Here is a 15,335-nt window from a genome sequence, read left to right as displayed (position 1 = left end):
CGGGAAGGTGCTCGCGTGGTTCGCTATCGGCGCAATCTTCTCCCTGGTGGGACCTTCTTTTTCACCGTGACGCTGGATGATCGAAGATCATCCGTGTTGGTCGATCATGTGGACAAGCTGCGCCACGCATTCCGGGTGGCGCGCGCTGAAAGGCCATTCACGATCGAAGCAATCGTGGTCCTCCCTGATCATCTGCACGTCATCATGACGCTGCCGGACAATGACGCTGATTTTTCCGGCCGATGGCGGCGGATCAAGAGCTCCTTCACGCATCAACTGGCTGTTTCAGGTGCCCCCATCTCCCGCAATCGTCGTGGGGAGTTCTCTCTGTGGCAAAGGCGGTTTTGGGAGCACACGATTCGTGACGACGCCGATTTCGAACGCTGCGCCGACTACATCCACTTTAACCCGGCCAAGCACGGGTATGTCTCTTCGCCGGCAGACTGGCCGCATTCATCGCTTCACCGCTATGTCCGCGAAGGCGTGCTTCCGCCCGATTGGGGAGGAGCTGGAGAGATAGTTGGTAGCTTCGGCGAACGCGAAGACTGACCCGGATTACGCTTACGCTCCATCCGGGCTACCGCCGATCACTACGACCGCAACCCCGGCGCTTCCTGCCCCGTGCGCGCGACATATTCGGTGTAGCCGCCGCCGAACTGGTGGATGCCTTCGGGCGTCAGCTCCAGCACGCGGTTCGACAGGACGCTGAGAAAATGCCGGTCATGCGAGACGAACAGCATGGTGCCCTCGAAATCCGACAGCGCCGTAATCAGCATCTCCTTGGTGGCGAGGTCGAGATGGTTGGTCGGCTCGTCCAGCACCAGGAAGTTCGGGGGATCGAACAGCATCTTGGCCATCACCAGGCGCGCCTTCTCGCCGCCCGAGAGCACGCGGCAGCGCTTCTCGACGTCGTCGCCGGAGAAGCCGAAGCAGCCGGCGAGCGCGCGCAGGGAGCCCTGCCCCGCGGTCGGAAACGCATATTCGAGTGACTCGAACACCGTCTGCTCGCCGTCGAGCAAATCCATCGCGTGCTGCGCGAAATAGCCCATTTTGACGCTGCCGCCGACTGCAACGGTGCCCTCGTCCGGCTCGCTCGCACCGGCGACGAGCTTGAGTAGCGTCGATTTGCCGGCGCCGTTGACGCCCATCACGCACCAGCGCTCCCTGCGGCGGATCATGAAATCGAGCCCGTCATAGATCCGCTTGCTGCCGTAGCCCTTGAAGACCTTTTTGAGCGCAACGACGTCCTCGCCCGAGCGCGGCGCCGGTGGGAAGTCGAACGCCACCGTCTGGCGGCGGCGCGGCGGCTCCACCCGCTCGATCTTGTCGAGCTTCTTCACCCGGCTCTGAACCTGCGCCGCATGAGATGCGCGCGCCTTGAACCGCTCGATGAATTTGATCTCCTTGGCGAGCATGGCCTGCTGGCGCTCGAACTGCGCCTGTTGCTGCTTCTCGCTCAACGCCCGCTGCTGCTCGTAGAATTCGTAATTGCCGGCGTAGGTCGTAAGCGAGCCGGAATCGATCTCGACCACTTTCGAGATCACGCGGTTGATGAACTCGCGATCGTGCGAGGTCATCAGCAGGGTGCCTTCGTAATCGTGCAAGAACTTCTCCAGCCAGATCAGGCTTTCTAGATCGAGATGGTTGCTGGGTTCGTCGAGCAGCATGACGTCGGGACGCATCAAGAGAATACGCGCCAGCGCCACGCGCATCTTCCAGCCGCCGGAGAGTTTTCCGACGTCGCCGTCCATCATCTCCTGGCTGAAGCCGAGGCCGGATAGCGCCTCGCGCGCACGGCCGTCGAGCGCGTAGCCGTCGAGCTCCTCGAACGCGTGCTGCACCTCGCCGTACCGCGCGATGATCTCGTCCATCTGGTCGGCCTTGTCGGGATCGGCCATCGCGGTCTCGAGCTCGCGCAGCTCGGCGGCCACCGCACTCACCGGTCCCGCCCCGTCCATGACCTCGGCCACGGCGCTGCGGCCGGCCATCTCGCCGACATCCTGGTTGAAATAGCCGATGGTGATGCCGCGATCGGTCGAGACCTGCCCCTCATCGGGCAGTTCCTCGCCGGCGATCATCCGGAACAGCGTGGTCTTGCCCGCGCCGTTCGGGCCGACGAGCCCGATCTTCTCGCCCTTGTTGAGGGCGGCGGACGCTTCGATGAACAGGATCTGGTGGCCGGCTTGCTTGCTGACGTTGTCGAGGCGGATCATGAGGTCTTTTTGGGGGATTGTTGCGTTGCAGCGTCATAGGCCATGCAGGCCGCCAGGGGAAGCCCGGCCGAGCCCGTGTTGTCTGCTCGGAGAGACCTTGGCCGCACGCCGAAGTTGCTGCCTGTGGCTGAAATGACGCACGCCGCCAGCAATGGCCTCGGCTGCGAACAACGGTTCATTGTTCCAGGGGTTCCACTCCGATAGCGTCGCCATGTCGTGCCGCCAATGGCCTGGCAGTCAACAAGACGTCAGGTGGGCAAGTGTCGGGATTTCGGCGGATTTCAACCAAGCGGGCAGCGTGGCTGGCTTCGACTGCCTTGGCGGCGACGCTGGCCGGTACGGCGGCGGCGCAGGCCGCAGATTCGACCTGGTCGACCAGCCCAGGCACGGGCGACTTCAACACCGCCGCCAATTGGAGCCCGGCCGTGGTGCCAACTGGCACCGCGTTCTTTGGCACCTCCAGCACGACGGCAGTTTCATTCTCGGCCGACGCCAGCTTCGGCGGCTGGACCTTCAACAGCGGCGCGTCGACTTACCACTTCACCAATAGCCGGTCTCTTTCCTTCATCGACGCTGGTATCAATGCCCAGGGCGGCCAAGCCCTTATACGCAACGACACAAATGCTCTGAATTTCTACAACAGCAGCACGGCCGGCGCAGGAGTTGCTCCTGCAACTCAATTTGACATCCAGAACGGCGGCAGCGTCAACTTTTACGACACCAGCACGGCCGGTAATTCCCGCATTAGCTTAGGCGGCGGTGGCGCTGCCAACAGGATCTATTTCAACCACCCCCCCCGGGGGGGGGTTCCCCTAGCACGGCCGGGAACGCGCAAATCAACGCCTTCAGCGGCAGCCCCGCTGTGGTGTTCAAGGACACCAGCTCAGCCGGCACTGCAAGGATCTTGGTGAACAGCACCGCCACGTTCAGCAACGCGAGCAGCGCCGGCAGCGCCGCATTCAACGGCAGTGGCGTTCTGCAATTCTTCAATAACAGCACAGCCAGCAGCGCCGATGTCACCCTGCAATTGGTCCAGTTTTTCGACACGAGCAGTGGCGGCAATGCAACTCTGAGGACTTTTGCGGGCGGTGTCGTTGATTTCTCGACCCTAACATCCGCGGGGACGACTGCCGGCTCGATCAGTGGCACGGGCACGTTCAACTTTGGCACGAAAACGATCACGGTTGGCGGCAACAACCAGTCGACCACAGTTGCTGGTACGATCGAAGGAATCGGCGGTGCGCTGGTCAAGACCGGCACCGGCATGCTGACGCTGTCGGGCACAAACACCTACGCTGGCGGCACCACGATTTCCGCAGGAACCTTGCAGATCGGCGATGGCGGCACCACCGGCTCGGTCCTCGGCAACATCACCAACAACGCGGCGCTAATTTTCAACCGCTCGGATGCGGTCACCTTTGGCAGCGCCATCGGCGGCAGCGGATTGGTCTCCAAGCAGGGCACCGGCACGCTGACACTGTCGGGCACCAACACCTACACCGGCGGCACGACTGTCAACGCAGGCGAGCTTGTGGTGAACGGCTCGATCGCATCGTCGGTGCCGACCGCCGTCAGCAGCGGCGCCACGCTGTCGGGCGTCGGCACCGTCGGCAATACGGTTATCAACACCGGCGGCACCCTGGCGGCGGGCAACGGCGCCGCAGGCACGTCGCTGAACGTAACCGGCAGTCTCGCCCTTCAGTCCGGCGCCATCTACATGGTGCAGATCAATCCGACGACTTCGAGCTTCATCGGCGTGACGGGTTCGGCCACGCTCGGCGGCGCCACGGTGAACGCGACCTACGCGAATGGCAGCTACGTCGCCAAGCAGTACACGATCCTCACAGCAGGCAGCGTCAGCGGCACCTTCGGATCGGTGGTCGAGACCAACCTGCCGACGAACTTCCATACGACGCTGAGCTATGATCCCACCCACGCCTATCTGAACCTGGTCCTGAACTTCGTCCCGCCAGGCGGCAGTTTGACTGGCAACCAGAACGGGGTCGGCAATGCCATCGTCGGCTACTTCAACACCAATGGCGGCATTCCGCTGGTCTATAGCGGGCTGACACCGGCCGGCCTGACCCAGGCCTCGGGCGAGACCGCGACGGGGTCGCAGCAGACCACTTTCAACGCCATGACCCAGTTCATGAGCATCATGACCGATCCGTTCACGCCCGGACGCGGCGACGGCGTCCATGCGCCGGCCTATGCCGAGGATAATGTTGCCGCCAACGCCTACGCCTCGTCAGGCAAGCCGCGCAGCAAGAACGAGCGCGACGCTTATGCTGCGATCTACAGCAAGGCGCCGCTGCGGAGCAATTACGATCCGCGCTGGAGCGTGTGGGCGGCCGGCTTCGGCGGCGCGCAAACCACCGATGGCAACCTCGCGGCAGGCTCCAACACCAGCACCAGCCGCATCTTCGGCATGGCGGCCGGTGCCGACTATATCCTTTCACCCAACACCGTCGCAGGCTTTGCGCTCGCTGGTGGCGGCACCAGTTTCAGCGTCGTCAATGGCGGCAGCGGTCGCTCCGACCTATTCCAGGCCGGCGCCTTCGTGCGTCACACCATCGGCGCGGCCTATGTCTCGGGCGCGCTGGCCTATGGCTGGCAGGACGTCACCACCGACCGCACCGTGACGATTGCCGGGGTCGATCGCTTGCGCGCGCAGTTCAATGCGAACGCCTATTCCGGTCGCCTCGAAGGCGGCTATCGCATCGTGACGCCGTGGATCGGCGGCATCGGCCTCACGCCCTATGCGGCCGGGCAGTTCACAACGTTCGACCTGCCTGCCTATGCCGAGTCCGTCGTCTCCGGCACCAACACCTTTGCGCTAGCCTATGGCTCCAAGAGCGTCACGGACAGCAGGAGCGAACTCGGCATCCGCGCCGACAAATCCTGGGCGATGCCGAACGCGATCCTCACCTTGCGCGGCCGTGCGGCCTGGGCGCACGACTTCAACCCGGATCACGCCATCAACTCCGCCTTCCAGGCGCTGCCCGGCGCCAGCTTCACCGTCAACGGCGCAAGACAGGCCAGCGAGTCCGCGCTGACGACGGCGTCCCTCCAAATGAAATGGATGAACGGCTGGTCTGCGGCCGGCACCTTCGAGGGCGAGTTCTCCGACGTCACGCGCTCCTATGCCGGCAAGGGCGTGGTCAGATACGCCTGGTGAGAGGCGTCCTCCCAGAAGCTTACGGCTTATAGACCTCGACCGTCTGCATCATGCCCATCTCCTCGTGGTTCATCATGTGGCAGTGGAGCATGTAGACACCGGTGAAATCGATAAAGCGCGAGCGGAACACGACCACGCCGCCCTTGCGCTCCACGATCACGGAATCCCGCCATTCCGGCACCGCCAGCGCCTTGCCGTTGGCCGAGATCACCTGGAACGGGTTGGTGTGGATGTGGAAGACGTGGTCGTCATGCTCATGCGTATTGACGATGGTCCACTCCTCGACCGCGCCCAGCTTGACCCGCTGATCGATGCGGCCGGGGTCGAACTTCTTGCCGTCGACGAAGAACTCGAATTCCTGCCAATGGCCGGCGGCATCGGCCTCCGGCGCGGTGGCCGACAGCACCACCTTGCGGCGGTTGGTGATCTCGGAGTCCTTGATGGTCGCGAGCGGCGCTGGTGGCAGGGCGCGCGGCAGTTGCATGTCCATCGGCGCGCCTGACACCACGACCCGCGCCAGAGGCCCCACCGGCGAAGGATGCCCCTGGTCGTAGGGCGCCGCGTTGAAGGCGTAGGTGCCGGGGCTGCCTGCTTTCACCAGAATATCGGCGCGCTGCCCCGGCGCGATCAGGACCTGCTTGAGCGGCTGCATGGCACCGAGCTGGATGCCGTCATAGGCGATCGCATGCAGATCGTGCTTTTCGAGGTCGAGCAGCATGTCGTCCTGATAGGCCGCGTTGAGGATGCGCCAACGCTGCACCTCGCCGGGCCGCATCTCGATCATTGGCCGGCGCTGGCCGTTGATGGCGAGAAAGCGCGTCGCAGTCTCGGGAAACAGCGTCTCGAAATTTTCGACCATGCCGTTGGCATCGTAGACCACTTGGGTCAGCACCATGAGGCGTTCGCGGGCTGTCGCGATCTCGGGGACGTCGGCGAAATCGCCCTCGATGACGATGGCGCCGACCATGCCGGAGGACATCTGGATGTCGGCGCTGCCGTGGTGATGCGGGTGATACCAGTAGGTGCCCCTGGTGTGGTCGGCCGGCAGGGCGATTTCGATGTTGTAGCTGCGGCCCGGCGCCATCGAGCGCATGACGTTGTCGGAAATCCCGCTCGGGCTGGTATGCGCGCCGTGGAAATGGAAATTGGTGTTGTTGAACTGGTGCGGATGGCTGATGTCGGCCGGCAATCCGTCGCGGTTCGGCGGCAGATCGTTGATCATCTTGATGCGCAGGGTTTCGCCGGGCTTCATGCGCAAGGTCGGGCCGGGGCTGCCGCCGTCATAGGATCTGACATAGAGCCGGACGCCGCCGATCTGGCGATAGGCGTAGCCGACCCGCAACGTCGTGCTCAGCACGCCATTGACGGACCGCCGCACCTCGGGCTCGACCAGCGCCTGGTCCATGGCAGGAACGGGCGTTTCAGCGACCATCCCCATGGTCGGCGACATGTCCGCGGTGTGGGACATGCCAGCATGGTCGTGCACGGCGTGCTGGGCGTTCGCGGCACCTGCGAACAGCGACAACGCGCCGGCTTTGAGACCGCAATCGAGCAACTGGCGGCGCGACAATGTCCTAGTCCCTGTCACGCTGGTGACTGAAGCTGCACCGTTCGAATCGTGCTGCATTTGCGTTTCGCCCCCTGTTGCCTGACGGTCTTCCGTTCGATTCGATTTTAAAGCAAGCTCGAAACCGCAATTCGAGCCGTAAGCGTATCACATTCATTGGTTGTAAACCTCCTCGCCCGTTCTATCGTCAATGAATCGTAACGGATTCGGCGCTCGCGCTGGTCCGTGGCCTGCGTACATCGAATGCTGCCAGCATCCCGATGTTCTCGAAACTCTGTCCAAGGATCTGATCATGACGCCTTCGCGACGTGAGTTCGTGAAGTGGTTATCGGCGGGAGGCATCTCGGTCAGCCTGTCACATCTGGCGTCCGCGGCGGGCGTTCCCTTCGCAGCGCACGAAACGCTGCCTGGACGCGGCAAGTTCAATCCCGCGACAACGGGCGCCGGCCGTGTCGACGGCGTCGCCAAGGTCACCGGTGCGAAGCTTTACGCGTCCGACTTCCGCGCCAACGACCTGCCGGGCTGGCCGCAAGCCACCTCGCACGCCATCCTGGTCCGCGCCAATGACGCCACGCATGTCTATACCGGGCTGGACCTCGGCCGCCTCGGCGGCGCGCTCAAGCCGTCGGTGGTAGTGACAGCCGCCGATCTCGATCGGATCGGGACGCAGGTGCCGGAATTCTATGCGGGCGACCTGTTCTGTCCGATCGGCAAGACGCCGCTTTATCTCGGGCAGCCGGTCGCGCTTTTGATCTTCGAAAAGTTCGATGCCTTCGACCAGGCGCGTCTCGCGCTCCGCGACGGCACGTTCGTCCAATTCGGCGAGGAGACCGGGCCTGTCGTGGTGCCCGATTACGGGGCCTTCCGCTTCACCCGCGTGGCAGGTCCCTCGCCTGACCAACCGGACGTCTATTCGCCGCTCCAGGCCGGCTGGGTCTCGCCCAAGAAGGTGCAGAGCGCGGCGCTGCCGGTGTGGTCGCCGCTCGCGAAGGACACGCCGGCGGATTACGCCAAGGCGGCGAAATATGGCGAGCAGATCCGCGCCGAGCTTGCAGCGGATGACCCATCCATGCTGGTGCTCGACCGCGAGTTCGAGACGCAATCGGTCGACCCGATGTTCCTGGAGCCGGAATGCGGGCTCGCCTGGTACGACGGCAAGGGCGGCAATCTCGAACTGCTGCTCGGCGTCCAGTCGCCCTACGAAGCGGCGGAGTCGATCGCGCATCTCTTCGGCAAGGCCCGCGCGCCCTACAAGCCGGCACACATCAACGCGCAGTTCGCCCATGTCGGCGGCGGCTTTGGTGGCCGCGATCACACGCCTTTCATTCTGTATGTGGCGCTCGCGGCGGTCTGCTTTCCCGGCAAGCCGGTGCGGCTGGCGCATGACCGTTACCAGCAGTTTCAGGCCGGCATCAAACGCCACGCGATCAAGATGCGCTCGCGCATCGGCATCGATCGCGCGACCGGCAAGATCAAGGGGTTCGCTGCCGATCACGTGCTCGACGGCGGCGGGCTCGCCCATTTCTCGGCCAGCGTCGCCGTCGTCGCAGCCACCGGCGCGATCGGCATCTACGACATTCCGAAGGTCGACGTCAGGACCGTCGCGGTGCACTCGCGCGGCGTGAGCGCAGGCTCGATGCGGGGCTACGGCATCCTGCAAGCCATGACGGCGCTGGAGGTCCTGATCGACGAAGCCGCCTCCGAGCTCAAGCGCGACCCGATCGAATTCCGGCGGCGTAACGCGCTGCCGCAGAACGGTCGGACCATGACGGGCAATCCCTACATCGTCTCGGTGCGCACGCCCGAAATCCTCGACAAGCTCGAGAAGCACCCGATCTGGCAGCAGCGGGCACAGTTCAAGCAGACCTCGTCGGATCGGCTGGTCGGCACCGGCGTTGCCTGCGTGACGAAAGACTATGGCTCCGGTGCGGACGGCTCGCTCGGACGCGTTGAGCTCGCCCCCGACGGCAGGATCGTCATCTATTGCGATCACGTCGAGATGGGCAACGGCATCGGGACGGCGCTGGCCAACCGGGTCGCCGGCCATCTCGGCGCCATCGCCGACGAGGTCTCGGTCGCTCGCGTCGACAGCTATGACATGCTCGGGCTGGTCACATCAGGCGATCCCTCCACCATGGACCAGAAGACCCAGGACGCCGCGGAGAAAAATCCGCGCTGGGTGCCCGCGATCAGCTCGCCGACGAGCTCCTCGATCGGCGCGCATGTCGGCACGCATTCGGCCGCGGAAGCCGCCCGCGTGATTTTCCGCTTCGGCCTGTGGCCCGCGGCGCTTGAGCTGTGGCGCGTCGCAAAGACCGATCGGCGCGCGGGGCAATGGGACGCCGCAAGCTGGCAGAACGGCCAGCTCACCATGCCCGGCCTCGAACCGCTGGCGCTGCCGGTACTGGCCGCAACAGCTCACGCGCGCGGCTTCGTCACCGGTGCGGTTGCGCACAGCTTCTCGCGCTGGGCGTGGTCGCGGGCACGCTTCCCGGTGTCCGGCGAGCAATACCGCGCCGAGATCGATGCGCTGGCGATCCGCAAAGGCAACGGCAAGTTCGAGCGGATCAACCGCACCAGCGTCAAGTTTCCGCCGACCGACAACAACCGGATTGGCACCGCCTACACCTCGATGTGCGGCACGGTCGTCCGCGTCGAGATCGAGCGCGCAACCGGGAGCTTGCGCATCGCCAAGGCCTACAGTGTGTTCGAATGCGGCACCGCGCTCGTGCCCGAGGTCGTGATGGGCCAGGCCCAGGGCGGCTTCGCCATGGGCGTCGGCTACGCGCTGCTCGAAACCCTCCCACCGTTCGAGGGCGGCCCCGGCAACGGCGAATGGAATCTCGGGCGCTATCTGGTCGCACGCGGCTCCGACCTGCCGCTCCGCGATCTCGAGATCGAGATGCTGAAGCCGCTAGTACCAGACGAAGCGCCGAAGGGCATGGCGGAGGTCGTGATGATCCCGATCGTGCCGGCGCTGATCAACGCCATCCACGACGCCACCGGCCATCGCTTCCGTGCGCTGCCGGTCACCGCAAGCCTATTGAAGGGAGTGCTCGCGTGACGACCCTCAGCCTCACCATCAACGGCCAGAAGCACGGCCCGATGGACGTCCGCGACGATCTCTCGATGAACGATTTTCTGCGCGAGATGCTGGGCATGACCGGCACCAAGTTCGGCTGCGGCGCCGCGCAATGCCTGAGCTGCGCCGTCATCATCGATGCGCCCGACGGCACCAGCACCACCAGCCCGACCTGCGTCGCGCCGGCCGTGAATTTCGACGGCAAGTCGATCCGCACCGTCGAGGGGCACGCGCGGGACGGCGAGCTCTCGACCCTGCAAAAGGCCTTCATCGAGCATTTCGCCTTTCAGTGCGGCTATTGCACCGCCGGCTTCCTCAATGAGAGCCAGGTCCTGCTGGAGCGCCTGTCGCGGACACCGGTCGCGCGCGAGGCGCTGGAGCAGACCATCGCGGATGCGCTCGACGGTCATCTCTGTCGCTGCACCGGCTACGTCAAATATCACGAGGCGGTGCGCGACGTGATCCTCGCCGACTCGAAGCGCTACCTCATGGCCACCAAGTGACGCGCATCATGATCTCCGACGTGCGGTTCAAGATGATTGCCGTGGTCGCCGCCCTCGCCGGCAGTTTCGGTGCGGGCTACGCGGCGTCGGAGACGGCAGGTCACGCCCTCGCCTCGCCCGAGAGCTTTGCCTCGATCGGCGACACAGAGAAGCGCTCGGCCGCAATCCTCACCGAGCTCGGCAAGGTGCTGACGCATCCGCGTTGCACCAATTGCCATCCGGCCGGCGACAGGCCGCACCAGGGCGACAATGTCCGCTTGCATCAGCCGCCGGTGACGCGCGGCGCAGACGGCCATGGGCTCGAGGGGATGCGCTGCAACACCTGCCACCAGAAGGCCAATTTCGAGCCTGGCCGCATGCCCGGCCATCCCGAATGGCATCTCGCCCCGCGCGAGATGGCCTGGGAGGGCAAGACCGTCGGCGAGATCTGCGAGCAGATCAGGGATCCGGCGCGCAATGGCGGGCGCAAGGTGGAAGACCTGATCGACCATATCGGCAAGGACACCCTCGTCGGCTGGGCCTGGAAGCCCGGCTTCGGCCGCTCGCCCGTGCCGGGCACGCAACAGCAGGCCGGCGCGCTGGTGGAGGCCTGGGTGAAGACCGGAGCGGCGTGTCCGGCGCGGTGACGACGTCGAAGCGGTCCGTTCCGCGAACGGAGTTCAGTCGAATTTGTAGTTCATGCCGAGCGTCATCATGTCATGGCGCTGCTTGACCATCTCCGACGGCACCGCTGCCCCCGAGGGGTTCACCACGCATATCGCACCACGCCCTTGCCGGCGTAGCTGCGCGTCACGCTGGAGAACTCGCCTTCGAATGTCGCGGCGGTCGACCAGCCGTTCATCCATCTGGTTTCGGCGGATGCCGTGACCAGCGCGGACTCGGAAGCCTGCGCCGCGCCGTTGACGAAGAAGCTGGCGCCCGGCAGCGTCTGGAACGTCGCACCAATGCCGCGCTCGGGATTGAAATCATGCGCCCAGGCCACGCGGCCGCGCAGCGTCAGCATCGCGCTCTGCATGGCAAAGGATTTGTCGGCGCGCAGACCGAGTTCGCTGCGGGTGTCGGTCACGCTCTTCGCATTATAAGCGAGTGCAAAGGTGTTGGCGCCCGAGACGACACCTTCCGCATAGGCCGGCAGGTCGAAGGTGGTGAACTGGCCTGCCGCATACGGCGTGAAGCCAATCCCGCCGATCACGGGCACCACGAAGCGGTAGCCGCTCTCGACACGGCCGGACCAGGCATTGGCATTGAACTGCGCGCGCAGGCGATCGATGCCGGCAATCGTCACGGTGCGATCGGTGGTGACGTCCTGCCAGCCATAGGCGAGCGCGCCGGAGACATAAGCGGCGCCGATAGTGTGACGCACGAAGGCGCCGGCCTGGAACAGGTCGGAGCGTCCGCCGCCGCCGTTGACGACGCTGAAATTGGTGCCGCCGCCGGCAAGTGCAAAGCCGACCAGCGTGTCGCGCGAGATGCGATAGTCGGCGCCGACAGCGGTGCCATAGAGGCTGCTGCTGGTGTTGTTCGAGCCGGCGATCGAGTTGCCGTCGGTCTTCTGCGAGCCGCCGAAGCCCGCCGCCCACACGCTCCAGCGCTGCTGGAACGGCACCGCAGCTGGTGCCTTGGTATAGATCGCCGCCAGCGCGTCGTTCGGGCTGCGCTTCCTCGCGGCATAGGCGAGCGCTTGCTCGTCGGCGTAACCGGTTGCGTTGCCGCCGGCGGTTGCACCGTCACCGCGTCCGGCGACGAACGGATCGGTCATCACCCCCATGAACTGGTTCATCGCATTGAAGGTGGACTGCTGCGACCCGGTCGCGGTTTCGCCGGAGACCTGCGTCAGGGCGGTGGCGAGACCGGAGCCGGTCAGAGCGAACAGCGCGTTGAAGCCCGCCGGCATGTTGGCGCCGGCCAGGAGCGCATTGTCGATTCCGGCCGCGACGTTCTTCTGGTTGATATTGGCATTGGCGGGCAGGTTCGGCGACAGCAGGCCGGGATCGACCGTCAGTAATACCTCGTTGCCGACATAACTCACCCGCGCATTGCGGGCGAAACTGTTGCCGGCGAGAACGCCCGCCGTGTCGAAGGTGCCGTTGACGGTGCCCGCGATCATGATGGTGTAGGTGGTGGTTGCGCTGATGCGCGCCAGCGGATCGACCGTGACCTTGCCCGCAAGGTTGGCGGTGCCGGTCACAACCGTCATGTCGCTCGATGCGCCCGATATCTGCACCAGATAGGTCGATGCCGCCGTCAATGTCAGGCTGCCGCTCACCGTCAGCGTGCCGATCGAATTGCCCGGCGCCAGCGTGCCGCCGTTGACGTTGGTGTTGCCGACGATGCCGCTGCCGCCGAGCGTGCCGCCGGGATTCACGGTGACGCCGCTTGCCGAGGTGATATCGCCGTTGACCGCCAGCGTGCCGCCGTTCACGGTGGTCGCGCCGGTGTATGTGTTGATAGCGGACAGCGTCATCGTGCCGGTACCAACCTTGACGAGTGAGGCGCCGGTGCCGCCGACAGCGCCACCGTCGGCAATGACACCGGTGACGTTGGTGGAGAGGTTGTTGCCGCCGACCGTCAATTCGTTCTGACCAAGGCTGAAGAGCCCGGCGCCATTGATCGAGCCGGCGCTGAGCTTGTGATCATTGTTGGGCCCTGTCGAGTCGCTGAAATCCGTAACGCTCGAAGCGCCGTTGGTGATGGCGGCGTTGCCGCCCGTCGCGAAGTTAGCGAATTCCAGGCTGCCGTTGTTGATGATGGTGGCGCTGCCGCCTGTGCTGGTGTCAGCGAATTGCAGCCCGTTGTTGTTGATGATGGTGGCGCTGCCGGCGGTGCTGGCGTCCAGGAAGTCGAACCCGCCACCGTTGGTAATGGCGGCGCTGCCGGCCGTGCTGGTGTTCGAGAACACCAACGACCCGGCACTGATAGCGATAGTTGCGTTGCCCGCCGTGCTGCTCATGGCAAATGTAAGGCCGTTGCTGCTGGCGATGATGGCGCTGCCGGCGGTGCTGGTGTCGCGGAATTGCAGTAGATTGCTATTGGTGATGCCGGCGCTGCCGGCCGTGCTGCTGTCGCGGAATTGCAGTACCCCGCTAGCGCTGATGGCTGCGCTGCCGGCCGTGCTGCTGTTGCGGAAAATGACGACGCTACCGGCTGCCCCGTTGATGGTGGCGCTGCCCGCCGAGCTGGTGCCGTTGAAGGCAACGGAGCCGCCGACGATGCTGGTGATGGCGGCGCTGCCTGCCGACCTGCCGTCGCTGAAAACGAGCGAGCCATTGCGGTTGATGATCGTGGCGCTGCCGGCCGTGCTGCTGTTAGCGAAACTGATGGTGCTGCTGAAGCTGTTGGTGATGGTGGCGCTGCCGGCCGTGCTGCTGTCGTTGAAACCGATCGTGATGCCGTTTGCAGTGTTAGTGATGGTGGCGCCGCCCGCCGAGCTGCTGCCGTTGAAAGCGATGGAGCTCCGGAAGCCGCTGTTGGTGATCGTGGCGCTGCCGCCCTGAACGCTAATGCCGGCACCGCTGAAAGTGAGAGTTTGAAGGAAGTTGTGGTTGTCGAGAACATAGTTCGAGGCGCCTGGACTGAAGGTCCAACCGCCGACCGTGGTGTCGGCCGAGAGCGTCAGCGCGGTCGTGTTCGAGCTGCCAAACAATGCGGTGCCGACTGGCACCGTCGCCGGGGCCCAGTTTGCGGCGGTGTTGTAGTCGGCAGTGCCAGGGTTGGCCAGCCAGGTCGCATCCTGTCCCAACGCCGGGACCGCGATCCCGACCAATCCGGTTGATGCCAAAGCCAGCAGCGCGGCCCGTCCGTTCGAAAACCGTCCAAAGCCCGACATTGCCCCACCTGACATCTTGTTGTGAATGCTGCTGCTGTTTTGCAGCCGCGTCGTCGAACCGAGCTTGACCTTCATGACGTAACTCCAGAAACGCTCTTGTTTGCCGTGTCGACGACCGGGAATGTCTCGCGACCGGAGCACGAAACAGAAAAGCGTTGCATGGCTGGATCCTTGAAAACGGCAAACAATCGTCACGGCGCGACGATTGCGAGGCGGGGTGGTATATCGGCAACGTGTTCTGCACGCGCTTAAGTTCTGCGGAGGCCCGCTCAACTATGTCGTTACGCAGAGAGAATCCGTCTTCCCAGTCACCGCGCCGAATATCGCGTCACACGAGGGGTCTGAGAACTACCTAGAAAGGTGGTTCGCTGCGATTTATGAGCGCCGGCGCATCGACTCCGCGGATCGGTTTGCAATCCAGCAGCGCCGTCAATCGCACGACAGGCATATCGGCTCAGGTTGGGAATGCGCGCCCTCGTTGCTCGAAACATGTCCGCAGATGATCCAGGCGGCGGCGTGCACGATGAGGAATGCGGCGGCGACTGCCAGCAGCCAGCCCGTTTCATTGTGGGCATGGGATCGGGCCGCCAATCTTGTTTGCGTCACTCTGCTCGTCACCATTCTTGTTCTCCGGACGTTTTTTGGGCTTCGTTTCCGAGCAAATGCTCACATTGGCGTATGACGCGGCTCGCCAGGCGGCGCCGCGACGCATGCAGTGCCGAGATGATGAAAGCGACGATGCCGTGCTCTTCTGGCTCGACGAGCCGATCAGAAACCCGGCAGGCTGGCCGGATCATGAGATTTCCATGCCAATCAACTTCCGAGAGCGACGGAAACGCGTGCAAAAGCGGCTTGATCAGGGAACGCTAACGCCCGGGGCGGATCGACACCCTTGCCGGTGGCTGCTGCGCAAAGGCTGAGAGTGTAATCAGCACCGCGGATGACAGGGCGAGGAAAAAACCGCGC

General features: G+C 64.5%; 11 protein-coding genes. 7 read left to right on the top strand and 4 right to left on the bottom strand.

Annotation, left to right across the window (positions count from 1 at the left end):
* Window positions 1-15: 15 nt before the first annotated feature.
* Window positions 16-549, top strand: coding sequence for an REP-associated tyrosine transposase (locus IVB19_RS16320; RefSeq protein WP_026233149.1), 534 nt, complete (start codon window positions 16-18; stop codon window positions 547-549).
* A 41-nt stretch (window positions 550-590) separates the two neighbouring features.
* Here the strand turns inward: IVB19_RS16320 and IVB19_RS16315 are convergent, their stop codons facing one another.
* On the bottom strand, window positions 591-2,213 hold the full coding sequence (locus IVB19_RS16315) for an ABC-F family ATP-binding cassette domain-containing protein (protein ID WP_204511036.1): 1,623 nt from the start codon (window positions 2,211-2,213) through the stop codon (window positions 591-593).
* A 317-nt stretch (window positions 2,214-2,530) separates the two neighbouring features.
* Between IVB19_RS16315 and IVB19_RS16310 the strand changes: the two genes are divergently transcribed.
* Window positions 2,531-3,124, top strand: coding sequence for a hypothetical protein (locus IVB19_RS16310; RefSeq protein ID WP_247821585.1), 594 nt, complete (start codon window positions 2,531-2,533; stop codon window positions 3,122-3,124).
* The gene (locus IVB19_RS16305; RefSeq protein WP_247821584.1) at window positions 3,121-5,391 is read left to right on the top strand and encodes an autotransporter family protein; all 2,271 of its coding nucleotides are present in this window, start codon (window positions 3,121-3,123) and stop codon (window positions 5,389-5,391) included. The genes IVB19_RS16310 and IVB19_RS16305 overlap by 4 nt, the downstream gene beginning before the upstream one ends.
* Before the next feature lie 19 nt (window positions 5,392-5,410).
* On the opposite strand, the gene IVB19_RS16300 is transcribed toward IVB19_RS16305, so the two are convergent.
* The gene (locus IVB19_RS16300; protein ID WP_247395260.1) at window positions 5,411-7,018 is read right to left on the bottom strand and encodes a multicopper oxidase family protein; all 1,608 of its coding nucleotides are present in this window, start codon (window positions 7,016-7,018) and stop codon (window positions 5,411-5,413) included.
* Between the two features lie 232 nt (window positions 7,019-7,250).
* Here IVB19_RS16300 and IVB19_RS16295 point away from each other — a divergent pair, with 232 nt between their 5' ends.
* The 3 genes from IVB19_RS16295 to IVB19_RS16285 are packed head-to-tail and all read left to right on the top strand — an operon-like array spanning window position 7,251 to window position 11,169.
* A complete protein-coding gene (locus IVB19_RS16295) occupies window positions 7,251-10,022 on the top strand; it encodes a xanthine dehydrogenase family protein molybdopterin-binding subunit (protein WP_247394936.1) in 2,772 nt (923 codons plus the stop codon).
* Entirely contained in the window at window positions 10,019-10,543 is a 525-nt protein-coding gene (locus IVB19_RS16290; protein WP_247368667.1) for a (2Fe-2S)-binding protein, read from the top strand. Before IVB19_RS16295 ends, IVB19_RS16290 begins: the two co-directional genes overlap by 4 nt.
* A gap of 8 nt (window positions 10,544-10,551) precedes the next feature.
* A complete protein-coding gene (locus tag IVB19_RS16285; RefSeq protein WP_247338114.1) occupies window positions 10,552-11,169 on the top strand; it encodes an Isoquinoline 1-oxidoreductase subunit in 618 nt (205 codons plus the stop codon).
* 119 nt (window positions 11,170-11,288) lie between these two features.
* Here IVB19_RS16285 and IVB19_RS16280 read toward each other — a convergent pair whose 3' ends face one another.
* Window positions 11,289-13,493 (bottom strand): autotransporter outer membrane beta-barrel domain-containing protein, encoded by a 2,205-nt coding sequence (locus IVB19_RS16280; RefSeq protein ID WP_524536755.1) that lies wholly within the window; start codon window positions 13,491-13,493, stop codon window positions 11,289-11,291.
* On the opposite strand from IVB19_RS16280, the gene IVB19_RS16275 reads away from it, so the two are divergent.
* Window positions 13,423-14,037, top strand: a complete 615-nt coding sequence (locus tag IVB19_RS16275) for a hypothetical protein (RefSeq protein ID WP_247821582.1) — start codon at window positions 13,423-13,425, stop codon at window positions 14,035-14,037. The two genes, IVB19_RS16280 and IVB19_RS16275, sit on opposite strands and share 71 nt — an antisense overlap.
* Window positions 14,038-14,983: 946 nt before the next feature.
* On the opposite strand, the gene IVB19_RS16270 is transcribed toward IVB19_RS16275, so the two are convergent.
* Window positions 14,984-15,166, bottom strand: coding sequence for a hypothetical protein (locus IVB19_RS16270; RefSeq protein ID WP_247368670.1), 183 nt, complete (start codon window positions 15,164-15,166; stop codon window positions 14,984-14,986).
* Between the last annotated feature and the right edge of the window lie 169 nt (window positions 15,167-15,335).

Origin of the sequence: Bradyrhizobium sp. 187 (assembly GCF_023101005.1) — a bacterium.
Lineage (GTDB): Bacteria > Pseudomonadota > Alphaproteobacteria > Rhizobiales > Xanthobacteraceae > Bradyrhizobium > Bradyrhizobium canariense_D.
This window is presented reverse-complemented; position numbering and strand designations above follow the sequence as displayed.

Excerpts from the sequence above, each read along its gene's own strand:
- IVB19_RS16300 (WP_247395260.1), bottom strand. The coding sequence starts at position 7,018 with ATGCAGCACGATTCGAACGGTGCAGCTTCAGTCACCAGCGTGACAGGG.
- IVB19_RS16295 (WP_247394936.1), top strand. The coding sequence starts at position 7,251 with ATGACGCCTTCGCGACGTGAGTTCGTGAAGTGGTTATCGGCGGGAGGC.
- IVB19_RS16285 (WP_247338114.1), top strand. The coding sequence starts at position 10,552 with ATGATCTCCGACGTGCGGTTCAAGATGATTGCCGTGGTCGCCGCCCTC.
- IVB19_RS16280 (WP_524536755.1), bottom strand. The coding sequence starts at position 13,493 with ATGAGCAGCACGGCGGGCAACGCAACTATCGCTATCAGTGCCGGGTCG.
- IVB19_RS16270 (WP_247368670.1), bottom strand. The coding sequence starts at position 15,166 with ATGATCCGGCCAGCCTGCCGGGTTTCTGATCGGCTCGTCGAGCCAGAA.
- IVB19_RS16315 (WP_204511036.1), bottom strand. The coding sequence starts at position 2,213 with ATGATCCGCCTCGACAACGTCAGCAAGCAAGCCGGCCACCAGATCCTG.